The sequence below is a fragment of the Zhengella mangrovi genome (assembly GCF_002727065.1).
In the GTDB taxonomy this organism is placed as follows: Bacteria; Pseudomonadota; Alphaproteobacteria; order Rhizobiales; family Rhizobiaceae; genus Zhengella; species Zhengella mangrovi.
The window spans coordinates 66,547-92,273 of record NZ_PDVP01000005.1 but is presented as its reverse complement, the minus strand read 5'-3'; the positions used below and the strand labels follow the sequence as shown (position 1 = coordinate 92,273).

The 25,727-nt window shown below is 66.6% G+C and carries 26 protein-coding genes; 14 read left to right on the top strand and 12 right to left on the bottom strand.

Features of this window, described 5'->3' with window-relative positions:
* Positions 1 to 2 precede the first annotated feature (2 nt).
* From hisD to CSC94_RS10745, 5 genes are all read right to left on the bottom strand, one after another.
* Complete coding sequence (hisD, locus tag CSC94_RS10765; RefSeq protein ID WP_099306345.1) at positions 3 to 1,310, bottom strand: histidinol dehydrogenase; 1,308 nt, start codon at positions 1,308 to 1,310, stop codon at positions 3 to 5.
* Positions 1,311 to 1,321: 11 nt separating this feature from the next.
* A complete protein-coding gene (locus CSC94_RS10760) occupies positions 1,322 to 2,653 on the bottom strand; it encodes a TRAP transporter large permease (protein ID WP_099306344.1) in 1,332 nt (443 codons plus the stop codon).
* A 13-nt stretch (positions 2,654 to 2,666) separates the two neighbouring features.
* Positions 2,667 to 3,182, bottom strand: coding sequence for a TRAP transporter small permease (locus CSC94_RS10755; RefSeq protein WP_245408321.1), 516 nt, complete (start codon positions 3,180 to 3,182; stop codon positions 2,667 to 2,669).
* A 112-nt stretch (positions 3,183 to 3,294) separates the two neighbouring features.
* A complete protein-coding gene (locus CSC94_RS10750; RefSeq protein WP_099306343.1) occupies positions 3,295 to 4,443 on the bottom strand; it encodes a TRAP transporter substrate-binding protein in 1,149 nt (382 codons plus the stop codon).
* Positions 4,443 to 4,670, bottom strand: a complete 228-nt coding sequence (locus tag CSC94_RS10745) for a hypothetical protein (protein WP_205853281.1) — start codon at positions 4,668 to 4,670, stop codon at positions 4,443 to 4,445. Before CSC94_RS10745 ends, CSC94_RS10750 begins: the two co-directional genes overlap by 1 nt.
* A gap of 121 nt (positions 4,671 to 4,791) precedes the next feature.
* Here CSC94_RS10745 and CSC94_RS10740 point away from each other — a divergent pair, with 121 nt between their 5' ends.
* From CSC94_RS10740 to CSC94_RS10715, 6 genes are all read left to right on the top strand, one after another.
* Positions 4,792 to 5,820, top strand: a complete 1,029-nt coding sequence (locus CSC94_RS10740) for a LacI family DNA-binding transcriptional regulator (RefSeq protein WP_099306342.1) — start codon at positions 4,792 to 4,794, stop codon at positions 5,818 to 5,820.
* 11 nt (positions 5,821 to 5,831) lie between these two features.
* Positions 5,832 to 6,236: a universal stress protein gene (locus tag CSC94_RS10735; RefSeq protein WP_099306341.1), complete on the top strand. Its 405-nt coding sequence runs from the start codon at positions 5,832 to 5,834 to the stop codon at positions 6,234 to 6,236.
* 119 nt (positions 6,237 to 6,355) lie between these two features.
* Entirely contained in the window at positions 6,356 to 7,129 is a 774-nt protein-coding gene (locus tag CSC94_RS10730; protein WP_099306340.1) for a DeoR/GlpR family DNA-binding transcription regulator, read from the top strand.
* A 97-nt stretch (positions 7,130 to 7,226) separates the two neighbouring features.
* Complete coding sequence (locus CSC94_RS10725) at positions 7,227 to 7,826, top strand: TRAP transporter small permease (RefSeq protein ID WP_099306339.1); 600 nt, start codon at positions 7,227 to 7,229, stop codon at positions 7,824 to 7,826.
* A complete protein-coding gene (locus CSC94_RS25030; RefSeq protein WP_099306483.1) occupies positions 7,826 to 9,346 on the top strand; it encodes a TRAP transporter large permease in 1,521 nt (506 codons plus the stop codon). Before CSC94_RS10725 ends, CSC94_RS25030 begins: the two co-directional genes overlap by 1 nt.
* A gap of 32 nt (positions 9,347 to 9,378) precedes the next feature.
* Positions 9,379 to 10,437, top strand: coding sequence for a TRAP transporter substrate-binding protein (locus CSC94_RS10715; protein WP_099306338.1), 1,059 nt, complete (start codon positions 9,379 to 9,381; stop codon positions 10,435 to 10,437).
* Positions 10,438 to 10,497: 60 nt separating this feature from the next.
* Here the strand turns inward: CSC94_RS10715 and CSC94_RS10710 are convergent, their stop codons facing one another.
* Positions 10,498 to 11,028: a tetratricopeptide repeat protein gene (locus CSC94_RS10710; protein ID WP_245408320.1), complete on the bottom strand. Its 531-nt coding sequence runs from the start codon at positions 11,026 to 11,028 to the stop codon at positions 10,498 to 10,500.
* Here CSC94_RS10710 and CSC94_RS10705 point away from each other — a divergent pair.
* Genes CSC94_RS10705 through CSC94_RS10675 form a run of 7 tightly spaced genes read left to right on the top strand, consistent with a single transcriptional unit; the run spans position 10,915 to position 18,646 of the window.
* The gene (locus CSC94_RS10705) at positions 10,915 to 12,309 is read left to right on the top strand and encodes a cytochrome-c peroxidase (protein WP_245408328.1); all 1,395 of its coding nucleotides are present in this window, start codon (positions 10,915 to 10,917) and stop codon (positions 12,307 to 12,309) included. The two genes, CSC94_RS10710 and CSC94_RS10705, sit on opposite strands and share 114 nt — an antisense overlap.
* The gene (locus tag CSC94_RS10700; protein WP_099306337.1) at positions 12,309 to 13,202 is read left to right on the top strand and encodes a PfkB family carbohydrate kinase; all 894 of its coding nucleotides are present in this window, start codon (positions 12,309 to 12,311) and stop codon (positions 13,200 to 13,202) included. Before CSC94_RS10705 ends, CSC94_RS10700 begins: the two co-directional genes overlap by 1 nt.
* Positions 13,193 to 14,224 carry a tagatose 1,6-diphosphate aldolase gene (locus tag CSC94_RS10695; RefSeq protein WP_099306336.1) on the top strand — a complete coding sequence of 344 codons (1,032 nt, stop codon included), beginning with the start codon at positions 13,193 to 13,195 and terminating at the stop codon, positions 14,222 to 14,224. The genes CSC94_RS10700 and CSC94_RS10695 overlap by 10 nt, the downstream gene beginning before the upstream one ends.
* Positions 14,225 to 14,227: 3 nt before the next feature.
* Positions 14,228 to 15,610 (top strand): L-fucose/L-arabinose isomerase family protein, encoded by a 1,383-nt coding sequence (locus CSC94_RS10690; protein WP_099306335.1) that lies wholly within the window; start codon positions 14,228 to 14,230, stop codon positions 15,608 to 15,610.
* A gap of 2 nt (positions 15,611 to 15,612) precedes the next feature.
* Positions 15,613 to 16,710: a Gfo/Idh/MocA family protein gene (locus CSC94_RS10685; protein ID WP_245408319.1), complete on the top strand. Its 1,098-nt coding sequence runs from the start codon at positions 15,613 to 15,615 to the stop codon at positions 16,708 to 16,710.
* The gene (locus tag CSC94_RS10680) at positions 16,707 to 17,723 is read left to right on the top strand and encodes an aldose epimerase family protein (RefSeq protein WP_099306333.1); all 1,017 of its coding nucleotides are present in this window, start codon (positions 16,707 to 16,709) and stop codon (positions 17,721 to 17,723) included. The genes CSC94_RS10685 and CSC94_RS10680 overlap by 4 nt, the downstream gene beginning before the upstream one ends.
* Complete coding sequence (locus CSC94_RS10675; RefSeq protein ID WP_099306332.1) at positions 17,720 to 18,646, top strand: hydroxyacid dehydrogenase; 927 nt, start codon at positions 17,720 to 17,722, stop codon at positions 18,644 to 18,646. Before CSC94_RS10680 ends, CSC94_RS10675 begins: the two co-directional genes overlap by 4 nt.
* A 221-nt stretch (positions 18,647 to 18,867) precedes the next feature.
* Here CSC94_RS10675 and guaA read toward each other — a convergent pair whose 3' ends face one another.
* The 5 genes from guaA to CSC94_RS10650 all read right to left on the bottom strand — a co-directional run bounded on the left by guaA (position 18,868) and on the right by CSC94_RS10650 (position 23,710).
* On the bottom strand, positions 18,868 to 20,430 hold the full coding sequence (guaA, locus tag CSC94_RS10670; RefSeq protein ID WP_099306331.1) for a glutamine-hydrolyzing GMP synthase: 1,563 nt from the start codon (positions 20,428 to 20,430) through the stop codon (positions 18,868 to 18,870).
* A 239-nt stretch (positions 20,431 to 20,669) separates the two neighbouring features.
* Positions 20,670 to 21,308 carry a 5'-methylthioadenosine/S-adenosylhomocysteine nucleosidase gene (locus CSC94_RS10665; protein ID WP_099306330.1) on the bottom strand — a complete coding sequence of 213 codons (639 nt, stop codon included), beginning with the start codon at positions 21,306 to 21,308 and terminating at the stop codon, positions 20,670 to 20,672.
* A gap of 23 nt (positions 21,309 to 21,331) precedes the next feature.
* Positions 21,332 to 21,790, bottom strand: a complete 459-nt coding sequence (locus CSC94_RS10660; RefSeq protein ID WP_099306480.1) for a PaaI family thioesterase — start codon at positions 21,788 to 21,790, stop codon at positions 21,332 to 21,334.
* A gap of 90 nt (positions 21,791 to 21,880) precedes the next feature.
* Positions 21,881 to 22,333, bottom strand: coding sequence for a TspO/MBR family protein (locus CSC94_RS10655; protein ID WP_099306329.1), 453 nt, complete (start codon positions 22,331 to 22,333; stop codon positions 21,881 to 21,883).
* 87 nt (positions 22,334 to 22,420) lie between these two features.
* Positions 22,421 to 23,710: an RsmB/NOP family class I SAM-dependent RNA methyltransferase gene (locus CSC94_RS10650; RefSeq protein WP_099306328.1), complete on the bottom strand. Its 1,290-nt coding sequence runs from the start codon at positions 23,708 to 23,710 to the stop codon at positions 22,421 to 22,423.
* Between the two features lie 195 nt (positions 23,711 to 23,905).
* On the opposite strand from CSC94_RS10650, the gene CSC94_RS10645 reads away from it, so the two are divergent.
* Positions 23,906 to 25,264: an adenylate/guanylate cyclase domain-containing protein gene (locus tag CSC94_RS10645; protein WP_099306327.1), complete on the top strand. Its 1,359-nt coding sequence runs from the start codon at positions 23,906 to 23,908 to the stop codon at positions 25,262 to 25,264.
* Here CSC94_RS10645 and CSC94_RS10640 read toward each other — a convergent pair.
* Entirely contained in the window at positions 25,229 to 25,648 is a 420-nt protein-coding gene (locus tag CSC94_RS10640; RefSeq protein WP_099306326.1) for an MAPEG family protein, read from the bottom strand. The genes CSC94_RS10645 and CSC94_RS10640 overlap by 36 nt on opposite strands.
* Positions 25,649 to 25,727 lie beyond the last annotated feature (79 nt).

Genomic DNA, 25,727 nt, shown 5'->3' with positions numbered 1-25,727 from the left:
CCTCATTCTCCGGGCGTCAGGTCGAAGGTTTCGTCCGGGAAGTACTTGCGCAGACGGATATCGGCCGTCCGCGCGTGGGCCTCCATGCCCTCCAGCCTGGAGATGCGCGCGGTGGCCTCGGCGACCGGGCGGGCCCCCTCGCGCGTCGCCCGCTGCCAGGTGACGATCTTCATGTACTTGTGCACCGACAGGCCGCCGGTGTAGTTGGCCGCCTTCGACGTCGGCAGGACGTGGTTGGGGCCGGATGCCTTGTCGCCGAAGGCCACGGTGGTTTCCTCGCCGAGGAAGAGCGAGCCGTAGCATTGCAGCCGGCCAAGCCACCAGTCGAGATCCGCGGCCTGCACGGTGAGATGTTCCGGGGCGTAGTCGTCGGCGGTCGCGGCCATTTCCTCGCGATCGTCGCAGACGATGACCTCGGCGTAGTCGCGCCAGGCGGCCTCGGCGTTCTTGCTGTTGACCTCTGGCAGGTCGGCGATCATCCGCGGTACGATCTCCATGACCTTGCGCGCCAGCGGCTCGTCATCGGTGACCAGCCAGACTGGCGAGTTGTAGCCGTGCTCGGCCTGGCCGACGAGATCGGCGGCGACGACCTCGGGATCGGCCGTCGCATCGGCCAGGATGAGGCTGTCGGTGGGGCCGGCGAACATGTCGATGCCAACGCGGCCGAAGAGGATGCGCTTGGCCTCGGCGACGAACTGGTTGCCGGGACCGACCAGGATGTCGGCCTTGGGCAGGCCGAAAAGGCCGAAGGCCATGGCGGCCACGCCCTGCACGCCGCCCATGGCAAGGATGGTGTCGGCGCCGCACAAGTCGGCGGCATAGATGATGGCCGGGGCGATGCCCACCTCCGGGCGCGGCGGCGAACAGGCGACGATGGAGCCGCAGCCGGCGACCTTGGCCGTGGTGACGGTCATGATGGCGGAGGCGATGTGGCTGTAGCGGCCACCGGGGATGTAGCAGCCGGCGCCGCGCACGGGGATGCTCTTCTGGCCGGCGACCAGGCCGGGCACGACCTCGATCTCGAACTCGCTCAGCGTTTCCTTCTGCGCCTCGGCAAAGCGGCGGACGTTGTCATGGGCGAACCGGATGTCCTGCTTCAGCTTCTCGGGAACCTTGGCGATCGCGGCATCGATATCGGCGCGCGACAGCTTGACCGGACCGTCGTAGCGGTCCAGCCGGGCAGCATATTCCATCGCCGCCGCGTCGCCGCGCGCCTCGATGTCGTCGAGCATGGACTGGACGGTTTCGCGCACGTCGCCGGCACCGCTGGACGGCGTCAGGTCGGCTTTCTTGAGATATCTGCGAGACATGGGAGCAACTCCTACTTAAAGGCATCCGGCAGCATGACCGTCGACAGCGCCGGCACATAGGCGATCACGAGAACGACGATCAGCATGAAGAAAACGAAGGGGACGGCCCGGGCGGCGATCTTGAGGATCGATTCACCGGTGAGGCCGGAAACGACGAAGAGGTTCAGGCCGAGCGGCGGCGTGATGAAGCCGACACCCAGCGCGGTGATCATCATGACGCAGAACTGGATTTCGTTCATGCCGATGTTGTCGGCGAGCGGCTTGAGGATCGGCGCAAGGATGACGATGTTGGGCGTCGTCTCCATGACGCAGCCGGCGGCGATGAGGATCATGATCATCAGCAGGATGAGGATCGTCGGGTCGTCGGTGAGCGAGGTGACCGAGAAGACAAAACCCTGCGGCACGCCGAGGATGGCGAGCGCCTGCGCCAGCGGCAGCGAGAAGGCGATGATCGGCAGGATGACGCCGTTGACCTTGGCGGAGCTGACCAGCATGGACGGAAAGTCCGACAGTTTCAGCGTTCCCAGGATGAAGCCCATGATCATGGTGACGATCACGGCGGTGGCGCCTGCCTCGGTGGGCGTGAGGCGCCCGGAGAAGATGCCGTAGAAGATGATGCCCGGAACGATGAAGGCATACCAGCCGGACTTGAGCGCGCGGCCGAGCTGGCCCAGCCATTCGCTCATCGTCATGGGCTCGCCGCCTTCCCAGGCGTAGAGACGGTTCATGACGATGTTGGTCGCCAGGATCGACAACAGGATGGCAATGCCCGGGATCAGGGCCGCCATGAACAGCGTGGAGGCCGAGATGCCGAGCACGAGACCGATGATGATGTAGGCGATCGACGGCGGAATGAGGATGCCGGTACAGGCGCCGGCGGCGACGAGCGCACAGGCATAGGGGCGCGGATAACCCGACTCCACCAGCCGGTCGATGGTCATCCGGCCGACCGCGGCGGCGCCGGCAGCGTCGGACCCGGAGATGGCGGAGAACATGCCGCAGACCAGCACCGTGGCGGAGCCGAAGCCGCCCTTGGTCCAGCAGGTCAGCGCCTCGGCCACGTCGAGGAATTTCCGCGACAGGCCGGTGCGGACCAGCACGTCACCGGTGAGGATGAACAGCGGCACGGCGGTCAGCGCGAAGGCATCGATTCCGTCGAACAGGCTTTCGCCGACGAGGCTGAGCGGCAAGGCCTGGGAAAAGACCAGCATTGCGATAGCGGCGGCGCCGATGGCGGCCCAGACCGGCACGGCCAGCGTGACGAGGCCGACGAAGATGAGAACGGGACCGTAGAAATCCCAGCCGAGTTCGACGGCCTGGTTCTGCAACTGGTTCCAGAGCATGACGGACCTCCCCTCAATCGAACAGCTTGTCGCCCTCGTACACGGGACGTCCGTGACGAAGGTCGCGCAGGTCGCGGAACAGCGACTGCAGGAGGCGGAAGGTCACCAGCGTGAAGCCCAGCGGAACGGCCGCCAGGAACCAGACCATGGAGACGCGAAGGCCGTGGCTGACGGAGCCGAAGCGGGCGGAGACCATGACGGTCTCGAACGACCAGTAGAGGGCGACCAGGGCGACGGCGAGCATGACGAGATCGCCGAACATGTAGAGCGCGGCCTTGGCGCGCGGCCCGACATAGTGCATCAGAACGTCTATGCGGATGTGGCCGCGTTCCTTGACGGCCGCCGCCGCGCCGATCCAGGCCAGGTAGATGAAGGAATAGCGCACGATTTCCTCACCCCAGATGGAGGAATAGGCGAACACTTCCCGCCGGATGACCTCGATGAACATGGTCACGACCAGCATGGTGTAGAAAACCAGCAGCGCCCATCGCTCGGCATTCCGGTTCAGCGCGTCGAATAATCCAGGCACGACTTGTCCCTCCCCGTCCAGATCACGCCAGGCGCGACCCGCAACAACCGGTTGGTGCGTGTTTCAGAAACGATGCGGACCGGCCGCCGGCCGGCCCGCGGAGTGATGCGCCTCAGGCGTCGTGGACGTAGTAGCGGCCCATGGTGCCGGCCGCCTCTTCCAGCTTCGCGAAGGTCTCCATCGAGCCGGCCAGGTCGACCTTGAACTTGTCCCACTCGGACCGCTGGTAGCCACCGGCGTCCTTCCACTGTGCAAGCTGGTCGTCGTTGAGCGCGTGGAATTCCACGCCGGCCTTGGTGAGTTCCGACATGGCATAGGCGCGCGCGGCCGGAACCTTGGCGAGGTTCTGCTGGGCAGTGATCTCGCCAGCGAACTCGATGCCTTCCTTCACGTCGGCAGGCAGTCCGTTGAACCACTCCAGGTTGATCGAGTAGACTTGGCTGTCCGGCACGGCCTGGGTGAAGGTGACGTGGCTCAGGATGTCCTTGAAACCGAAGACATAGAGAGCACCGACCGAGGGGTCGAGCGCATCGGCGACACCCTGCTTGATGGCCGACGGGGTTTCGCCCCAGGCCACCGGCGTCGGATTGGCGCCGACCATGCGGTAATACTGCTGCAGCATGGCCGATCCCGGCACGCGGAACTTGACGCCCGACAGGTCGGCAGGCGTGATGACGGCATTGCCACCCTTGCGCACCGCGACGACACGCGGATCGATCACTACGTAGAAGAGGGCCTTGAACCCGGCCGCCTCGACCTTCGGATGGACCTCGGACTTCCAGGCGTCGGAATTGACGAGGTTGACGAAGCGCTGATTGGCGCCGCACAGGTACGGCAGGTTGATCAGGTCGACGGCGCTGGCGAAGGGCGCGAAGTTCGACAGCGAATGCTGCGCGCCCTGGATGGTTCCCGCCTGCACCTTCTGCACCAGGGCGCCACCGGCACCGAGCTGGCCGCCCGGTGCCAGCTTGACGTAGACCTTGCCGTTGGTGGCGTTCTGGATGTTCTCCTTGAGATCGAGCTGCATGATCGGGTAGCTGCGCGAGGCGCCCAGGACATAGGCCGTGGCGATCGTCATCGTGTGCGCGGCGGCAGCCTCCCGCTCCCGCTCTTCCTTGGCCGTCTGCGCGGCCGCCTCTTCCGACCACAAGGTGCCCGCAGCGCCGGCAACCATGGCCGCCGTAAAGGCACCCATGCCGCTCAGCTTCAGGAAATTGCGCCGTTCGGCCGATTCCAGCGTGTCTCGCGAATTCTCGCTCATCAGGTTTCTCCTCCCTGTTTGGAAACTTCCCTGCCCGCCTCGCGCGCCCGGCGCTCGAGACCAAGGATCGCAATCACGAAAAAGATGCAGCACCCGAAAAGCACGAGCATCTCGCCAACATCACTCAGAAACGCGCCAAAGCGCGCGGCCCCGAGCGTGACGTTGAGGAGGAAGACGGCGAACAGGCCAACGGCGCCAGCCATGGCATAGCGATCGAACCCGCGCATGATTTCCTCCCAAATCATTCGTGATAATCGCCTTGTAAGCGCTTACATTGGCAAATGCAAGCGTTTACATGAAACAAACTGTCCATTAGGCTTTGCCCTGTGGAAACGCTGGCCCGGTGAGATGAAAGACAGTCCGAGACCCACCCTGAGCGATGTTGCCCGCGTGGCCGGCGTTTCGACGGCGACGGTGTCCCGCTGCCTGAACGAACCGGGCCTCGTGGTGCAGGCGACCCGCGAGCGGGTGCTGCGCGCGGTCGAGGAACTCGGCTACACGCCGGATTTCAGCGGCAGGGCGCTCGCCTCGCGGCGGACCAATACGGTCGGCGCCGTGATCCCGACCATGGAGAACGCCATTTTCGCGCGTGGCATCCAGGCGTTCCAGGAAGCGCTGACGGGCGCCGGTGTCACCCTTCTCGTGGCCAGTTCGGGCTACGACCCGGAGCAGGAAGCCCAGCAGATCCAGACCCTCATCGGCCGGGGCGCGGACGGATTGCTGCTGATCGGCGCAGCGCGGCCGGCATCGACCTACGACCTGCTGAAGCGGCGCGGGATGCCGTTCGTCCTGGCCTGGAACCTGGGGGCTGGCGACGACCCCTTCGTCGGGTTCGACAACGCGGACGCCGCGGCGCGGATCACCCGCAAGGTCCTCGAGATGGGGCATCGCGAGATCGGGATGATCGCCGGTGTGACCGCGATGAACGACCGTGCAGCCGACCGCGTCCGCGGTGTCAGGAACGCCCTTCGCGACGCCGGCCTCGACGCCGACGCCCTGCCGGTCATCGAGGCCCCCTATTCCTTCGAGGACGGCAGCCGCGCCTTCGAGGCGCTCATGCAGCACAGCCCGCGGCCGACCGCTGTCATCTGCGGCAACGATGTGCTGGCCGTCGGCGCGATCAAGCGTGCCAAGGCCATGGGGCTTGCGGTTCCCGAAGACGTCTCGATCACCGGCTTCGACGACATCGACATCGCCAGTTTCGTGACCCCTGCCCTGACGACGATCCACGTCCCGCACCGGCGCATGGGGACCGCGGCGGCGCAACTGCTGTTGCAGCTCATCGCCGGGGAACAGGCCAGGCGACGTGTCGAGATCGACGTCGAGCTGCGCATGCGCGGCTCGCTGGGTCCGGCCCCGCAGACCACAACAGGATAGAGGATGCGACCATGTACAAGAAGATCATCGTCGGACTTTCGCTCGAACATGGCATCGCCGACCGGGCGCTCCGGACCGCAAGGGCGCTCGGCGACGACGACGCGGAAATCCTGGCCGTCCATGTCGCCGAGCCGCTGCAGGGATCGGTGCGCTTCTACATCGCGGAAGAGGACATGAAGAAGGCGCGCGAGCAGATGGAAGAGAGCCTGCGCGAGCGCCTCGCCAGCCATCCGGGCGTCACGCCGGTGGTGATCGACGGCCACGCCGGCCAATCGCTCGCCGACTATGCCGGGACGATCGGCGCCGACTGCATCGTGGTGGCCTCGCACAAGCCGGGCCTGCGCGACTTCCTGCTCGGTTCGACGGCGGCGCGCATCGTCCGGCATGCGCCCTGCTCGGTCCACGTGCTGCGCTGACACCGTCTTCGGCGCCTGAAAATCCGGCGGCTTGCCATGCCCGGCAAGCCGGGTGCTTTTCATTTTCATTTCGCTTGTTAAAATGAAAGCGAAAACGCACCCGGACCTTTTCCATTGCCATGACCCAGGCCCTCAATCCGCGACAGATCGCCATTCTCAACCAGATCCGGCAGGCCGGACGCGTGTTCGTCGAGGATCTCTCGGAAGCCTTCGCCACCACCCCGCAGACGATCCGCCGGGACTTGCAGATCCTCGCCGAGAGCGGCGAGGTGATGCGCTTTCACGGCGGCGCGTCGCTGCCGGCGGGCGTGGAATACACCGGCTTCGACATCCGGCGCACCGTGGCGGCGGAACAGAAGGAAGCGATCGGCGCGGCTGTCGCGGCGCGGATCCCCGACCGCACGATGGTGATGATCAACAGCGGCACGACGACCGCGGCCGTCGCGAGCGCCATGAAGAACCATGCCGGGCTCAAGATTCTGATCGACAATGTCAACATTGCCAATGATTTACGAGGATTTCCGGGCATTGAAGTGCTGGTGCCCGGCGGCGTTCTGCGGCGGTCGGACGGCACGATCCTCGGTGAATCCTCGGTCGATTTCATCCGCCAGTTTCGCGCCGACATCGCGGTGATCGGTGCCGCGGCGATCGACGAAAAGGGGACTTTGCTCGATTTCGACCTGGCGGAAGTCCACGTCACGCGGGCCATGATCGACAGCGCCAAGCACGTCATCCTCGCTGCCGACAGTTCCAAGTTCGGACGTTCCGCGCCGGTCTGCATCGACCAGCTCGGCAAGGTGCACACGCTCGTGACCGACCGGTTTGCCGCACCGGCGCTGCGCGCGCTCTGCCAGACCCACGAAGTGGAACTGGTGGAAGCCGGTCAGGCCTGACGATTCGTCATTCCCTCCCTTGACAGCGATTTTCGTTTGCGAGACCATAACGAAAATAACGCGCATAAAAACGCGCAAGCCATGCCTGGGGAGGATCATGGTCAACGCATTGATCATCGCGCTGAAGGTACTCGTGGCGTTCAACGACCGGGTGCTGCGCATCGGCCGGACGGTGGCCTGGATCAGCCTCGCGCTGATGGTCGCCGTGATCCTGGCGCAAATTTTCTTCCGCTACGTCCTGAACAACGCGTTGCCGTGGCCCGACGAGGCCGCGCGCTTCCTGATGCTCTGGATGACGGGGCTGATCGCGCCGCTCGCCTATCGCCATGGCGGCTTCGTCGCCATCGAAATGGTGCCGCACGCGCTGAAGGGCGCGGCGTCCCACCTGCTGGTGACCGCCATCCTGCTGGTGTCGCTCTGCGTGATCGCCGTCGCGGTCAAGTTCGGCTGGGATCACACGATGGGTTTCGGCGGGAACTTCGATTCCTCGTCGCTCAAGCTGCCGCTCGATCTCATCGGCTTCGAGGTCGTTCGCGTGAAGCTGCGCTACATGTACGGTTCGCTGCTGGCCTGCATGGTGCTGATGATCCCGGTGAACCTGGAACTGCTGCTGCGCCACGTGATCGGCGTCATGAAGCCGGACCGGCCGCTGCCGGAGCCTGAACCCCTCCATTTCGCCGTTGCGGGGTCCGAATGATGCTTGTCTGGTTCCTGCCCCTCTTCCTCGTCCTGCTGATGATCGGTCTCCCGGTCTTCTTCGCATTGATGTTCGCGCCCGGCCTGCTGCTCTGGCTCAACGGACAGGAGCGCGACATGGCGCTCCTCTACCGCAACCTCTACAACGGCATGGACAGCTTTCCGCTGATGGCCCTGCCCTTCTTCATGCTCGCCGGCGAACTGATGAACAGGGGCGGCATCACCGGCCGCCTGGTCGATTTCTCGCAAGCGCTGATGGGGCACCTGCGAGGCGGACTGGCGCATGTCAACATCCTCTCGTCGATCCTGTTCGCCGGGCTTTCCGGCTCGGCCGTGGCCGACACCTCGGCGCTGGGCTCGACCCTCATCCCGGCCATGGAGCGCAACGGCTACACGCGGAAATTCGCGGCCGCCGTCACCGCCGCCAGCTCGGTGATCGGCCCGATCATCCCGCCCTCGGGCATCATGATCATCTACGCCTATGTCATGGGCGAGAGCGTCGCCGCCCTGTTCCTGGCCGGCATCGTGCCGGGCCTGCTGGTGGGCGTCGGGCTGATGGTGGTGGTGCGGCTGATGGCCGACCGCTACGACCTGCCCAAGGCCGAGCGCATCGTGAAGCGCAACCAGGAGATTTCCGCCCTGGAAGACTGGGTGTCCTTCATCCTGCTGCGCATCAACATTGCCGGCCTGCTCTACGGCCTCTACGCGGTCCTGGCGCCCTTCTGGGCCGCGGCCGAGCTGACCGACAACGAGGGCACGACCGCCCTCAGCGGGCTTGCCGGCTGGGTGCTGTTTGCCGTCTTCCTGCTCGTGGCGCACGGCATCCTCCTGTGGGCACGGCGCCGCGCGTCGCGCGATTTCCGCATCGTCTGCAAGAAGGCCGTCGCACCGCTTCAGGCACCGATCATCATCCTCGGCGGCATCCTCGTCGGCGTCTTCACGCCGACGGAAGCCTCGGCGGCGGCTGTCGCCTATGCGCTGATCGTCTCGTTCTTCGTGTTGCGCTCGATGAAGCTGTCGGACCTGCCGGGCATCCTGACCAAGTCGGCGCTCGGCGCCTCGACCGTGCTGCTGCTGGTGGGCGCGGCCGTCGCCTTCAAGACCGTGGTCAGCCTCAGCCATGCGCCGGAGCACCTGGCCTCGTCCATCCTCGCGCTCAGCGATGATCCGCTGGTCCTGCTGTTCCTGATCAACCTGCTGCTGTTCATCGTCGGGATGTTCCTGGATGCCGGGCCGGCGATCATCATCCTCGGCCCGATCCTGGCGCCGATCTTCATCCAGATCGGCGTTCACCCGGTGCATTTCGCCATCATCATGTCGGTGAACCTGACCGTCGGGCTGGCCACGCCACCCATGGGACTGGTGCTATTCGTCGCCTCGTCGGTCTCCGGCGAGAAGGTGGAGACGATCTCGCGCGCCATCCTGCCCTTCCTCGCCGTGGAAGTGCTGGTGATCTTCCTGATCACCTATTTCCCGGCCATCTCCATGACCGTGCCGACGCTGGCCGGCTTCATCAAGTAAGACAATCCAGAGGAAAAACGAAGGAGGAAACCATGCTCAAGACCGCCATGAAATCGCTGCTGGCAGCAGCCATGCTGGTGAGTGCACCGCTGGCAGCGGCAGCCGCCGACTACACTATCCGGGCGACCGCGAATTCCAACGAGAACGACGAGGACTACGACGGCCTCGTGGTGTTCAAGAACTATGTCGAATCGGCTTCGAACGGCAAGATCGCGGTCGAACTGTTCATCGGCACGCAGCTGTGCTCGAAGGGCGCGGAGTGCCTTCAGGGCGTCGCCGACGGCTCCATCGATGTCTACATCTCCACCTCGGGCGGCGCGGCCGGCATCTTCCCCTACGTGCAGGTGCTCGACCTTCCCTACCTGATGGCCGATGACCGGATCGCCGAAGACGTGCTGTCCGGCGATTTCGTGCGCAAGCTCCGGGCGATGGCGCTGGCCGATTCGGACAACAAGATCCGCCTGATGACCATCGGCAACACGGGCGGCTGGCGCAATTTCGCCAACACCAAGCGCCGCGTCAGCAAGCCGGAAGACCTCAAGGGCCTGAAGATCCGCACCGTCGTCGCCGACCTGCCGCAGGAACTGGTCAAGGCAATGGGCGCCTCGCCGACGCCGATCCCGTGGCCGGAACTGTTCACGTCGCTGCAGACCGGCGTCGTCGAAGGATCGAAGAACGGCATCACCGACATCATGGGCATGAAGTTTCCCGACGCCGGCCTGAAGTACCTGACGCTCGACGGCCATGCCTACATGGGCGCGCTGTGGTGGATGTCGAACGACAAGTTCATGGCAATGCCGGAAGACCTGCGCCGCGTCGTGGTCGACGGTTTCGCGGAGCTGCAGCAGGCGACCTTCGCATCGCCGAAGCGCAAGTCAATCCAGGCCTACCAGGACTTCGTCGCCGAGGGCGGTGATCTCTACGTGCCGACCCCCGACGAGAAGGCCGAGTTCAAGAAGGCCGCCGCGCCGGTCTACGACTGGTTCAAGGCCAACGTGAAGGGTGGCGACGAGGTCTTCACCGCGCTGACCGATGCCGTCGCCAAGGCGGAAACGGAAATCAACGCAGCCCGCGCAGAAGACACCAAGTAACCTCCCCGCGGGGTGCGTCGGCATTCGCCGGCGTGCCCCGCTTTTTTTCCGGACCGCCTGCTAGCGGAACGGATAGAGCCACTTGCGATAATCGTCGATCAGAACATGCGCCTCGTCGATCTCATCCCTGGTCATCTTCTTCACAACCTCTTCCTGCGAGATCGCGGCGTCGGGGTCGCCACCGATGGCGGACAGTACATACCAGGTGTAGGCGCGCACCAGGTCGGGCGCGGGAAGGCCGCGCCCGGTCTCGTAGTACCAGCCGATTCCCGACTGGGCGCCGGCATGTCCCTTCATCGCCGCGCGGAGATACCATTCGAAGGCACGGCGGTCGTCGCGCTCGACGCCGAGGCCCATGGCATACATGACGCCGATCAGTTCCTCGGCGTCGGCATTGCCCGACCGTGCCGCGGGGCGCAGTTCCTGCATCGCCTCGGCAAAGCGGTTCTGCTCCATCAGGTCGCGCGCGGCCTCGATATCCGCCCGCGCCGCCGCCGGCGCCAGCATCATCGCCAGGGCCATCGTCAACACCGTCCCGCGCATGGTTTCCGTTTCCCCCTGGCCGTTCTCTCGGTCGTCGCGCCGCTGCATCTCGCGTTTGCCGGGAACGCGTCGCTGCCAGCGCCCCTCGGCCCGGAGGACTTTCCCCGATTTGACCTGCTGAAAGCAAGGCTCGGCCAACTGCTTTTCTACGACCCGATCCTGTCGGGCAACCGCAACATCTCCTGCGGCACCTGCCACAGCACGGCGTTCGGAACCGGTGACGGGCTGTCGCTCGGCATCGGCGAAGGCGGCGCCGGCGTCGGCCCGGAGCGGACGCCGGGTACGGGCGACAGCCGCATCCGCAAGCGCATCCCGCGCAACGCCCCCGGCCTGTGGAACCTCGGCGCCCGGTCGGTCAACGTGATGTTCCATGACGGGCGGGTGAGCGTCTCCGATCTGTACGGCAACGGGTTCAACACGCCGGCCGAGGAATGGCTGCCCCGGGGCCTCGATTCCGTGCTTGCCGCGCAGGCCCTGTTCCCGCTCGCCGCGCAGTTCGAGATGGCGGGCGATCCGAAGGAAAACCAGGTCGCCGGCGCGGCCTATGACCGGATCGACAATGTCTGGCCGATCCTGGCCAAGCGGGTGCGCGTCATTCCCGAATACGGCAAGCTCTTCGTGGAGGCCTTCGACGACGTCTCGACCCCATCGGACGTGACGATCGTCCACATTGCCAATGCCATCGCGGCCTTCGAAGGCTTCGAATGGATGTCCTACGACAGCCCCTTCGACCGCTGGCTGGCGGGTGACGAAAAGGCGCTCGACGCTCGCCAGCAGGCCGGGCTGCGGCTGTTCTTCGGCAAGGCGGACTGCGCCGCCTGCCACTCCGGCAAGCTCTTCACCGACCAGGATTTCCACGCCCTTGCCCTGCCCCATTTCGGTCCGGGGCGGACGCGACGCCACGACCCATACGTGCGCGACGTCGGCCGCATGGGCATCAGCGACCGGCTCGAGGACGCCTACCGCTTCCGCACGCCGTCGCTGCGCAACGTGGCCCTGACCGCGCCCTACGGGCACAATGGCGCCTACCGGACGCTCCGGGGTATGATCGAACACCACCTCGACCCGCTCGGCTGTTTCCGGAAATGGCCGACAACAGAAGCGGTGCTGCCGGACGTGCCGTGGCTGGCGCCTGTCGACTTCATCGCCTTTTCCGACAGCCGCGAACGGGACCGGCTGGCTTCGCGCATCGATATCCGGCCGATGCGGCTAGGCGAGGACGAGATCGAAAGCCTGGTGGCATTCCTCGAGTCGCTGACGGGAACCGCCTCGGTCAAGGGGCGGCTGGGCAAACCCGCGCGCGTTCCCAGCGGACTGGGGGTGGACTGATGGGCCGGGTTCTCGTGGCCGGCATGGCCGTTGCCGATTTCATCTTCCAGGTCGACGAGATGCCGACCGGGGCGGAAAAGTACCGGGCCCGGGATGCCGGGGTGGCGGGCGGCGGCTGCGCGGCCAATGCCGCCGTGGCCATTGCCCGCCAGGGCGGCGAGGCGCTGCTGGCTGCCCGGCTCGGCGACGACCCGGTCGGCGACCTGATCCTGGCCGACCTCGCAGCGGAAGGGGTGGACACGCATCTCGTCCGCCGGGCGCCGGGCGGCATGTCGTCCTTTTCCTCGATCTATGTCGATGGCGCGGGCGAACGCCAGATCATGAATTTCCGTGGCCGCGGCCTGACCGAATCGGTCGACTGGCTGACCGATACGCGGGATGCCCAGGCGGTGCTGACCGACAACCGCTGGCCGGCCCTGACGCGCAAGGTGCTCGGCCTGGCAAGGGCCGCCGGCATTCCGGGGATCGTGGATGCCGAGGCGCCGGTGACACCGGACAACCTCGCCGACGCAAGCCACATCGCCTTTTCCATGCAGGGCCTGGCCGACCTGGCGCCCGGCGCGGCGCCGGCCGACGCGCTGCGGCTTGCCCGCGGCGAAACGGACGCCTGGGTATGCGTCACCGATGGCGCCCGGGGCGTGCTGTACCTCGACGGGGACACGCTCGCCCACGTGCCGGCCTTCGCCATCCAGCCGGTCGACACGCTCGGCGCCGGCGACATCTGGCACGGCGCCTTTGCCTTGCTGCTGGCTGAGGGTGCCCAAGAGCACCAGGCCATCATCCATGCCAACGCCACGGCAACGCTCAAATGCCTTGCCTTCGGCGGACGAAAGGGTTGCCCGGACCGCGCGGCAACCGAGACCTTCCTGAAGGAGAACCAGCGATGCAACTGACACCCGGCAAGCTGTGGGGCATGCGCCGCATGGCCGATGCCAACGGCCTCTTCAAGATGACCGCCGTGGACCAGCGCCCGCCCATCAAGCAGCCGATTGCCGCCCATCTGGGTGTCGACGAGGCGCCCTGGGGCGAGGTCGCCCGCTTCAAGCGGCTGCTGGTGGAAAAGTTGCAGGCCGACAGCACGGCCATGCTGCTCGATCCGCATTATGCGGTTCCGCACGGGATCGACTGCCTGTCGCCTGACAAGGGGCTGATCGTGACGCTGGAGGATTCGCTGTTCCGCGAGACGCCGGGCGGGCGGCTTTCGGCCAGCATCGACGACTGGTCGGTGGACAAGATCAAGCGCATGGGCGGAGACGCGGTCAAGGTGCTGGCCTGGTACCGGCCCGACGCCGCGCCGGACGTCTGCGAGGCGCAGAAGGACTATGTCAAGCGGATTGGCGAGGATTGCGCCCGTTTCGACATTCCCTTCCTGTTCGAACTGCTGGTCTATCCCCTGCCGTCGGACACCCATCACACGACCGAATACGTCGAGATGGCGTCCAAGAAGGCCGATCACGTGCTCGCTTCGGTCGAGGCTTTCGCCCATCCGGACTTCGGCATCGACGTCTTCAAGCTGGAAAGCCCGGTGAACGCGGCGGAGGCCGACGGTTCGGCCGAGGTGCAGGCGCTGTTCGACGAGATGGGCCGGCTGGCCGGACGGCCGTGGGTGATGCTGTCGGCAGGCGCGGGCAAGGCGGAATTCCGCAACGTGCTGGCCCATGCCTTCAAGGCCGGGGCATCGGGCTTCCTGGCCGGGCGCGCCATCTGGCTCGACGCCTTCAACCACTACCCGGACTGGGCCGCGATCACCGCCGATCTGGAGACCGGATCGGTCGACTACATGAAGGAGATCTCCGCCCTCGCCGATGCTTCGGCGCGCGACTGGCGCAGCCACCCCTGCTACGGTCCGTCAGGCGCACAGTTTGCGCCGGACGACGCCTCGTTCCGGCACCAGTACGAACCGATGGGGGCCTGAGCCGTGACCATCGGTCTTCTGCCGCTCGGCCGTCCGACGTTCGACGTCGACTTCGCCAATGAGAAACTGGCCGCCATGCTGGCACGCCTCGACGCGACGGGGCAGGCTTTCACCGGCCCGCGCCACCTGCTGTTCGATGCCGGGCAGACACGGGAAGCCATCGCGGAGCTCCGCGCGGCCGGCATCTCGAGCCTGCTCATCCTGCAGGTGACCTTCACCGACGCCTCGATGACCGTGGAGGCAGCACGGGCGCTCGACGTCCCCCTCGCCATCTGGGCCGTTCCCGAACCAAGGCTGGGCGGCAGGCTGCGGCTCAACGCCTTTTGCGGGCTGAACCTGGCCAGCCACGCGCTGGGTCTCAACGGACGCGCCTTCGGCTGGCTCTACGCGGACCCGGAGACGGTGGCGGAGGACGATATTGCGGCCCTCATCGATGGCGGCAGGCCGTCCGGGCACCTGTCCGGGGCGACGGTACCCGCGCCGTCCGAGCCGGGCCGGACCATTGCGGAAGCCGTGCGCGGACGCCGCATCGGGCGGATCGGGCAGCACCCGGACGGTTTCGACACCTGTGCCTATGCGCCGGACAAGCTGGCCGCGCTGGCCGGGGTGACCGTGGACGAGATCGGCCTGGAGCGCCTGTTCGACACGGCACGCGGCGTTCCGGCCGACGGGGTCAGCGCCATCCGGGCTGTCGCGGACGACCAGCTCGACGGCCTCGACACGGTGGACCAGGCGGAGCTGGACCGGTCGCTGCGGCTCAAGGCCGCGCTGTCCGAGATCGGCGAGGCCGGCCGGTACGACGCCTTTGCCATCCGTTGCTGGCCGGAGACGTTCACCGAATATGGCGGTGCGGTCTGCGGGCCCGTGTCGATGATGGGCGAGGCACGGCTGCCATGCGCCTGCGAAGCGGATGTCTATGGCGCACTGACGCAGATGATCCTGCAGGAGGCGGCCGATGCGCCGGTCTTCCTGACCGATCTCGTCGACGTCGACACGGCCGACGACAGCGCCGTTGTCTGGCACTGCGGGCAGGCACCGATCTCGATGCTGGCCGAGGGAGCGCGCGCCGAGGCGACGATCCACACCAACCGCAAGATGCCGCTGCTCTACCAGTTCGCGCTCAAGCCCGGGCGGGTGACACTGGCGCGCGTCTCGCAGGCCTTCGGGCGGACGCAGATGATCCTGGCGGGCGCGGAGATGCTGGAGCGGCCGATGGCCTTCACCGGCACCTCGGGCACGCTGCGCTTCGACAGCGGCGCGAGCGCGGCGCTCGGCGCGATCATCGCTTCGGGCCTTGAACACCACATGGCGCTGGCCTATGGCGACCATCGCGCCGCGCTGAAGAGCGTCGCGGCGGCGCTTGCTATCCCGGTCCTGGAGATCTGACCATGGTGCGTTACGGTTTCATCGGTGCGGGCATGATGGGGCAGGAGCACCTGCGCAACCTGGCGCTTCTCGACGGCGCCACGGTCAGCGGCATCGCCGACCCGGATGCCGGCATGCGGGCGTCGTCGCTCGCCACCCAGGGGGGGACGGCCCGGGTCTTCGAGGACTATCGCGACCTCATCACGGCCGACATCTGCGACGCCTATGTCATCTGCTCGCCGAACGACGCGCATCACGCGGCGCTGCTCGACGTGCTGCCGTCCAACAAGCCGGTACTTTGCGAGAAGCCGATGTGCACCACGGTAGCGGATTGCCGCGACATCGTCAGCCGTCAGGCCGGACGAAGCGCGCCGCTCTGGGTCGCCATGGAATACCGCTACATGCCGCCGATGCAGCGTCTGCTCCGGGAAGTGGAGGGCGGCACCGCCGGACAGCCGGTGATGATGGCGATCCGCGAGCACCGCTTTCCCTTCCTCGTCAAGGTTGGCGACTGGAACCGCTTCTCCAGCCGGACGGGCGGAACGCTGGTCGAGAAATGCTGCCATTTCTGGGATCTGATGCGGCTGGTACTGAAGAGCGATCCGGTCCGGGTCTACGCTTCCGGCGCCATGGACGTGAACCACCGCGACGAACGCTATGGCGGGGCCGTGCCCGACATCATCGACAACGCGTTCGTGGTGGTCGATTTCGAGAACGGCGCACGCGGCATGCTCGACCTGTGCATGTTCGCCGAGGGCTCCTACTGGCAGGAAGTGGTCTCGGTCACCGGTCCGAAGGCGCGCATCGACGCCTGCGTGCCCGGCCCTGCCCGCTTCGCGCCGGACGGCCGGGAGCGGAAATCGCGCATCGTGCTGTCGGACCGGGCGAGCAAGGTGGAAACCGCGGAGGATATCGAGGTCGACGAGACCATCCTCGGCGCCGGCGACCACCACGGATCGACTTTCTACCAGCACCAGCGTTTTCTCGACCTCGTCCGCACCGGGCAGGGACAGCCGGAAGTCACGGCTGAGGACGGGCTTTGGTCGGTTCTCGTCGGCGCGGCGGCGGAGCAGTCGGCGCGAAGCGGACAGGCCGTCGACCTGCGGAGTTTCCAGCCATGAGCAACTATCACCGCTTCGGCACCCTGGCCGATGGCAGCGTCGTGGAGGCGGTACGCATCGCCGGCGGCGGGCTGGCCGCAACCGTCCTGACCTACGGCGCCGTGCTGCAGGACCTGCGGCTTGCCGGCCACCAGCCACCGCTGGTTCTGGGGTTCGAGACGCTTGCAGACTACCTGGCCCATTCACGCTTCTTCGGCGCGACCGCCGGACGTTGCGCCAACCGTATCCGCGACGGGCGCTTCGCGCTGGACGGGCGGGACTACCAGCTCGACTGCAACTTCCTTGGCAAGCATCACCTTCATGGCGGCAGCGGCAATATCGGCAAGCGTGTCTGGACACTGGAGGACGCGCAGGCGGACCGGGTGACGCTGTCGATCGCGCTGGCCGATGGCGAGATGGGCTATCCCGGCGCGATGACCATCCGGCAGGTCCTGTCTCTGCCGGGCGACGGCGTGCTCGACATCCGGCTGGAGGCGCAAAGCGACGCACCGACGCTGTGCAACCTCGCCCACCACAGCTATTTCAACCTCGACGGCTCCGACACGATCCTGGACCATGACCTGCAGGTCGCGGCGGACCACTACCTGCCGGTCGACGGCGAACTGATCCCGACCGGCGAGGTCACGCCGGTGGAGGGCGACGCCTTCGATCTCCGCCGGCCGCGGCGCCTGCGCGAGGTCTGCGCGGCCCGGTCGATCGACCACAATTTCTGCCTGTCCGACCGGCGCCGGGAACTCACCCGGGTGGCGACGCTCAGCGCCCCGGCCTCCGGCATCTCGATGGACATCCTGACGACCGAACCCGGCCTGCAGGTCTACGACGGCGGGCCGCTCGACGTGCCCGTACCGGGGCTCGACGGCCGCCGCATGGGCGCCCACGCCGGCATGGCGCTGGAACCGCAGGTCTGGCCGGATGCCATCAACCATCCGGCCTTCCCGCAGGCGGTGCTGCGCCCGGGAGAGACCTATCGCCAGCATACGCAATTCGTTTTCCGCAAGGAGCACGGGGCATGATCCTGATCACCGAATTCATGGACGAGGCGGCGGTGGCAATGCTGCGGGCGCGGCACGAGACCGTCTACGACCCGGGCCTGGCCGACCGGCAGGGCGACATCCCGGGCCTGATGGCGGGCGTGAAGGCCCTGATCGTGCGCAACCGGACGCAGGTGACCGACGCGCTGCTGGCGGCGGCGCCCGACCTCGCCTGCGTCGGCCGGCTGGGCGTCGGGCTCGACAACATCGACATGGCGGCCTGCGAACGCCGCGGGATCGCCGTCTACCCGGCGACCGGCGCCAACAACCTGAGCGTGGCGGAATACGTCATCACGGCGGCCATGACGCTGCTGCGTCGTGCCTGGTTCTCCAATGCCGCCATGCTGGCGGGGCAATGGCCGCGCCAGGACTGCGCGGGCCGCGAGGTGGCTGGAAAGACGCTCGGCCTTGTCGGTCATGGCGCCATTGCCCGTGACACGGCCCGCCTTGCCCGGTCACTCGGCATGGAGATCGTTGCCCACGACCCCTTCGTGTCCGCCGGTGATCCCGGCCTTGGCGGCACGCGGCTCCTGCCGCTCGATGACCTGCTGGCGCAAAGCGATGTCATCAGCCTGCATGTTCCGCTGACAAGCCAGACGCGGCACCTGATCGACGCGGCGGCGCTCGGCCGCATGCGCAAGGACGCCATCCTGGTCAATGCAGCGCGGGGCGGCGTGGTGGACGAGGCCGCGCTGGCCGACGCCTTGAGGCACGGGCGGATCGGCGGGGGGGCGCTCGACGTCTTCGAGACCGAGCCGCTCACCACGGAAGCCGCCAAGAGCTTCGCCGGGCTCCCCAACCTCGTGCTGACACCGCACATCGCCGGCGTCACGGAAGAATCGAATGTCCGCGTATCCTCGCTGATCGCGGAGCGGGTGATGGCGCACCTGGGCGATCGGGGCTGAGGTCTGCCGGGGCCGGCGGGCCGAATTTTACGTCGCTTCGCGCCGAACCGCCCGCTGCGCTCCGCTATGGCTCCGCGCGTTCGTCGCTTCAATCGTGAAATCGTTCACGATTGATCGCCGCTTCGCGCCGCCCCCCGCTGCGCTCCGCTATGGCTCCGCGCGTTCGTCGCTTCAATCGTGAAATCGTTCACGATTGATCGCCGCTTCGCGCCGAACGCTCCTCACTCCCACTCAATCGTGCCGGGGGGCTTGGAGGTCACGTCGTAGACGACGCGGTTGATGCCGCGAACCTCGTTGATGATGCGGGTGGCCGCGCGGCCGAGGAATTCCATGTCGTAGTGATAGAAATCCGCGGTCATCCCGTCGACCGATGTCACGGCGCGCAGCGCACAGACGAATTCATAGGTGCGGCCATCGCCCATGACACCCACGGTCTGCACCGGGAGCAGAACGGCGAAGGCCTGCCAGATGGCATCGTAGAGGCCGGCCTTGCGGATCTCGTCGAGATAGATCGCATCGGCCTCCTGCAGGATGCGCAACTTCTCGCGCGTCACGCCGCCGGGGCAGCGGATGGCCAGGCCCGGCCCCGGAAAGGGATGGCGGCCGATGAAGCTGTCCGGCAGGCCCAGTTCATGTCCGAGCTTGCGTACCTCGTCCTTGAAGAGTTCGCGCAGCGGCTCGACCAGTTTCATGTTCATGCGTTCCGGCAGGCCGCCGACGTTGTGATGGCTCTTGATCGTCACCGACGGGCCGCCGGTGAACGACACGCTCTCGATCACGTCCGGGTAGAGCGTACCCTGGGCCAGGAAGTCGGCACCGCCGAGCTTCTTCGCCTCGGCCTCGAACACGTCGATGAAGAGCCGGCCGATCGTCTTGCGCTTCTTCTCCGGATCGGCTTCGCCTTCCAGCTCGGAAATGAAGGTCTCGGAGGCATCCACGTGGACGAGCGGGATGTTGTAGTGCTCCTTGAACATGGCCACCACTTCGGCCGCCTCGTTCTTGCGCATCAGGCCATGGTCGACGAGGATGCAGGTGAGCTGATCGCCGATCGCCTCGTGGATGAGGAGCGCGGCGACGGAGGAGTCAACGCCACCGGAAAGCCCGCAGATCACCCGGCCGCCGCCCACCTGGTCGCGGATGGCGGCGATGGCCTGGTCCTTGTAGGCCGCCATCGACCAGTCGCCTTTCAGACCGGCAACCTTGTGAACGAAATTCGACAGCAGCTTCGCCCCGTCCGGCGTGTGCACCACTTCCGGGTGGAACTGCACCGCGTAGTAGCGGCGCGCCTCATCGGCGATGGCCGCAAAGGGCGCATTGGGCGATGTCGCCACCACCTCGAAGCCTTCGGGAAGCGCCGTCACCCGGTCGCCGTGGCTCATCCAGACCTGATGGCGGGACCCGAGGTCCCAGACGCCCTCGTACAGCGCGCAGGGCTTCTGGACTTCCAGGTAGGCGCGGCCGAACTCGCGGTGGTGGCCGCCTTCCACCTTGCCGCCGAGCTGCTCGCACATGGTCTGCTGACCGTAACAGATGCCGAGTACCGGCAGGCCGGACTCGAAGACGATCTGCGGGGCGCGCGGGCTTCCCGTCTCGGTGGTGGACGCCGGGCCGCCGGAGAGGATGACCGCCTTCGGCTTCAGCCGCTCGAAGCCGGCCTCGGCCGACTGGAAGGGCACGATTTCGCAGTAGACGCCGGCCTCGCGCACGCGCCGGGCAATCAGCTGCGTGACCTGGGAGCCGAAGTCGATGATGAGAATGGTGTCGGGGTGCGCTGTCTGTGTCATGGCAAGGCTTTAATGGGATTCTTGGTGCAGCGCAACGGCATTACGCCCCGTCGGCGGATCACCCCCTCCGACGACCGGTTCCGGCGGGAGTCCCAGGGTTTGTTTCGCTCGTCAAATCAAACTTTTAGATCGTCATCCGCAAGCGGATTGGCCACGACTTCATGCAGCTGGTCAATGGCCTCACCCAATGATTCATGTCCTTGAACCACCCGTCCGGATCGTGGCCGGTTGCAGGGCGGTCAGTCCAGCAGGCCGCTGGCCAGTGCCTGCTCCAGCCGGTCCACCGCGTCACCCAGTTTCGCGTCGATGACATGGAGGTACTGCGTCCAGTCGTCGACGTGCTTCAGTTCCGCCGCGCCGTCGGATATGCCGCGCAGTCCGACCATGGGGACGCCATAGCCCATGCAGGCGCGCAGGACGGCGAAGGTCTCCATGTCCACCATGTCGGCATCGATGGCGTCATAGGCCGCGCCGGAGACGATGTTGGCACCCGTCGACAAGCGGGCACCGGGCAGGCCGGCCACGTGATGCGGCAGCGGCAGCACCGGCGGAAGGTCGAGAAAGGGCGTATGGCCTTTTTCGAAACCCAGCGGCGAGGCATCCATGTCGCGGTAGGACACCGAGGATGCCTGGTAGACTTCGGTCTGTTCCAGCCTCGCGGAACCGGCCGACCCGAGACAGACGACAAGGTCCGGCAGGGCGTCGCGCGCCTCCAGCCGGGCCAGCGCCTGGCCCATGCGAACCCCGGCCTCCACCGGACCGACCCCGGTGACGAGCGGTGTGAAACGCGCCTGGAGGTGCGGACCGTATTCCGGCTCGGCGGCCATCACGTAGAGGACGTGCTTTCCGGCGACGGGCTTCAGCAAGCGATGCGGCATGTCCCTGCCCTCGTTCCGTCCGCTCAGCCGGCCAGGCCTTCGCGGCCTCGCACGGTCATCATCGTTCCGGTCATGGTGGCGATGAGGCGGACCTCGCCTTCATCGTCGAAGGCATAGGCGCGGCCATCGGTGACCATGATCGTGCGGCCCGGCTTGGTGACCTCGCCGCGGAAAAGGAAGCGTTCGCCGCGTCCCGGCGACAGGAGGTTGAGCTTGAACTCGATCGTCAGGATCGCGGCATCCGCCGGCATCATGGAATAGGCCGCGTAGCCGCAGGCCGAATCCAGTGCCGTTGAGATGACGCCAGCATGCAGGAAGCCATGCTGCTGGGTGAGGTGATCGGAGAAGGGCATCTCGATCTCAATGACGCCCGGCGACACGCGTGTCAGTTCCGCGCCGATGGTTTCCATCGCGTTCTGGCGGGCAAAGCTTTCGCGCACCCGCGTCTCGAAATCAGGATTGGCCTGATCGCCACCCGGCATGCGCATGAACTGCCTCCCCTCGCCTGCCGGCCCGCGCGGCCAGCCACTGCGCCCGATCATGGCAAAGGAATTTGTGCGGCGCAACAGGCTTCAGTTCAGCCACCAGACGGCAGCATTGAGCAGCGAGGCAAAAGCGACCCACGCCAGGTAGGGGACGAACAACACGGCGGAGATCCGGTCGCGGTTCCAGCTCACGGCGATGAAGGCGGCGATGAGCACAGCCATCAGGACCACGATGACGAGCGCCAGGCCGGTGTAATGCAGGGTGAAGAAGACCGGCGACCAGAGAAAGTTCAGCGCCATCTGGGCAAACCAGATCTGCATCGCCGGCCCCTCTGCGCGGCGCTCCCAGGTGCGCCAGCCGGCAAAGGCAATCAGGATGTAGAGAAAGGTCCAGACCGGGGCGAAAAGCCAGTTCGGCGGCTGGAAGGCCGGCTTTGCAAGGGCTGCGAACCATTCGCCGGGCGGTGACGATACGCCGATCAGCGTACCGCCTCCGAGCACGAAGAAGAGGAACAGGGGGAGCGTGAGATAGCGGGACATGACGGCGTGATCCGATGCGTTTCGATTGTTTCTCTCTACGCAGGTTTCGGCGATCCGGTTCCCCGGCGCACCCATCCGGCCGGCGGTTCAGGCGCCGCGTTCGAACAGCGCGAAAAAGAAGCCGTCGGTTCCGGTGCGTGCCGGCGTCAGCAGCAGGCCGCCTTGTCCGTCCGGCCGCATGGCGGACGCCAGGTCCGGCAGGCGCGTTTCGGCCACCGTCATGGCATCGAGAGCGCGGAACGCCGGGTGCCTGACCAGGAAGGCGGCCGCCTGCCGGGTGTTTTCCTGCGGGAAGAGCGAACAGGTGACATAGGCAATGCGGCCGCCGGGGCGAACGAAGCGCACGGCATTGTCCAGCACGCCGGCCTGTTCGCCGACGCGGGCATCCAGGGAGGTTTCGGCCAGCCGCCACTTGGTGTCCGGGCGCCGGCGCCAGGTTCCCGACCCGGTGCAGGGCGCATCGACAAGCACGAGATCCATCTGGTCTTCCAGGGGCGACAGGTCCGCATCGGCGGCATGGACCTGGACATTGCGGGTACCGGCTCGGCGCAGGCGCTCGAAGATCGGCGCGAGGCGGTTGCGGTCGGCGTCCCAGGCATGGACCTGGCCCTTGTTGCCGAAACCGGCCGACAAGGCCAGCGTCTTGCCGCCCCCGCCGGCGCAGAGGTCCAGCACCTGGCCCGGCTCGTCCGGCGCGGCCAGCGTGGCGACGGCCTGGCTGCCGCAATCCTGCACCTCGAACCAGCCCTTCTGGAACGCGGGCTCGGCGGTGATGTTGGGATGGCGGCCCTGCCCTGTCACCGGCGCGATGCGCAGGGCGCCGGGAAGGCCCGCGACGGGCGCGGCTCCAGCCTTCGCCAGCGCCCTGGCCACCTTGTCGGGCGACGCCTTGATCGTGTTGACCCGGACATCGAGCGGTGGCCGCCCGGCCAGGGCAGCCGCCTCGGCAATCCAGTCGCCGCCGAAGGCCTCGGCGAACAGCGGTGCGCACCAGTCCGGGCATTCGGCGCGGACATGGTCCGGTGCCGTGTCGAGATCGCGCCCGGTCCAGGCCGCGACTTCGTCCGACGAAAGCGGTTCGGGTGCGAACCGGTCGCCGGCCAGGCGGCCGGCCAGATCGTCCGGCGTCATCGCGAAGCCGGTGATGAGGGCGCCGAAGGCTTCCGGACGTCCGCCCTCGGCATTGAACCGCCAGCGGGAGGAGGTACGCAGGCGCAGGGCGTCGTAAACGATGTTGCCGATGGCAGCGCGGTCGCCGGAACCGGCAAAGCGATGCGATACGCCCCAGTCGCGCAGTGCATCGGCCGCGGGCCGGTGCCGGGTGCCGATATCGTCGAGTATCTCGATGGCTGCTGCCAGTCGTCCGCCAAGCTGCATGAAGTTTCGCCCTGTTGTCTGACGCCTCGCTACAGGCGGCTCCCGATTTTTGCAAGCGCGGCACCCGGTTCAGGCAGGATGCTTGCCATGTAGCCGCACCGCCACACTTTTACCCTAAGGTCAAAAAAGCGCCCTCGGGCAGTTCAATCCGGCCAGCACTTCCCATAGTGTGTCCGTCCAGAGGGGCATGGCAGCTTGAAACATCAGAAGACAGACCATCCCGGCGTCCTTGGCATTCCGGTCTACCGGCGTGCAGCGGCTCTGCCGGGACCGATCGGAGCCGTGTGGCGTTTCGCCCGCGACTGGGCGGTCTACGGCACGCAGGGCTACCCGCCCCGTGTCGCGCGCCGGCTCTCCGTCATCAACGTGCTGTCGGCCATGGTCTCGCTGATGACCATCCCCTACATCGCCCTTTACATGGCCTGGGATTTCAACCGGTTGTGGCTTCCCGCCCTCACGCTGTCGCCGCAGATCGTGCTGTTCGCCGTGACGCCGCTGTGGAACCGGGTGAACGATTGGGCGGCCGGGTTTCATCTCTGCATCGTCTGGCTGCTGTTCGCCGTTCTCTACACGTGGTTCTTCGGCCGCGATTCCGGCCTTCACTTCTATTTCCTGCCCGGCGTGGCCGCGTCCATGCTGGTGTTCGGCGCCGACCGGCTGCGCCTCTCGGCCACCGTCACGCTGATCGCCTTCGCCGGGTTCGTGCTGACCGAACGCCTCTTCACCGAGCCCGCCGCCTTCATCCCGCACGATCCGCTGTTCTCCGACGTGATGTTCTTCATCACCGTGCCGTTCTCCTTCTTCCTCGTCTACGCCACCGTGCTGTTCGCCTTCTCGGAAGCCTCGCGGGCCGAGGATGCGCTGGAAATGGAGCACCAGCGTTCGGAACGCCTGCTGGCCAACATCCTTCCGGGCTCCATCGCGCAGCGCCTGAAGGCGCGGCCGGACCACATGATCGCCGACGGGCTGTCGACCGTGACGATCCTGTTTGCCGACGTGGTGGACTTCTCGCCGCGGGCCGGACGCCTGCCAGCCAGCGAGACCGTGAATTTTCTCAACCGCATCTTTTCCGCCTTCGACGACCTGGCGGCACGCCACAGGCTGGAGAAGATCAAGACGGTGGGCGACGCCTACATGGTCGCGGGCGGCCTGCCGGACCCGCAGACGGACCACGTGGCTGCCTGTGCGCGCATGGCGCTGGACATGATGGAAGCGGTCCGGCTGATCGGCAACGACCTCGGCGAGACGATCGAACTGCGCATCGGCCTGCACTGCGGCCCGGTCGTCGCCGGAGTGATCGGCACGCGCAAGTATGCCTATGACGTGTGGGGCGACACGGTGAACATCGCCTCACGGCTGGAAGAATACTCGTTTCCGGGCCAGATCCAAGCCAGCGGCGCCGTGGCCGAGGCACTGCAAGGACGGTTCCGCTTCAACCATCGCGGCGCCGTCGACCTGAAAGGCATCGGCAAGACCGATTGCTGGTTCCTGAAGGGCGTCTATCCGGAGCAGCCGGCGTCAGACAAGGCCGAGGAGATGGCCGGCGAACCATAGCCACATGGCGCCCAGGACGAGAAAGCCCATGATGAACATGGCCCGGCGGTGGCGGACCCGGTTGGTCGTGATGTGGATCCAGGCGTGGGCATAGCGCGAGGCGGCAAAGACGAAGGCCAGTGCCAGGGGCACCGCCGAGACGCCTTCCGTCACGTAGAAGCTCAGGCAACAGGCGTAGAAAAGGACCGGCAGCTCGTACTGGTTGGCCAGGTTGTTGCGCACGAACAGGCTTTCGGGCGGCTCGACCTGGTTTTCGCGGAACTGCGACGGGACCGCGCTGCCGCCCTTGACCGCAGCGATCCGGCGACGGGAAATGAGGATGTAGACGCCGTAGACCAGGACGACCTGCGCCAGCATGGGCCAGAAGATGAGGGTCTGGTTCATCGGAGTTTTCCTTCGCCGCGCCGGTCACAAGACGGGACGAAGGTAGACCGGCCGGCCCGCGCCGGGCAAGTGCCGGCGC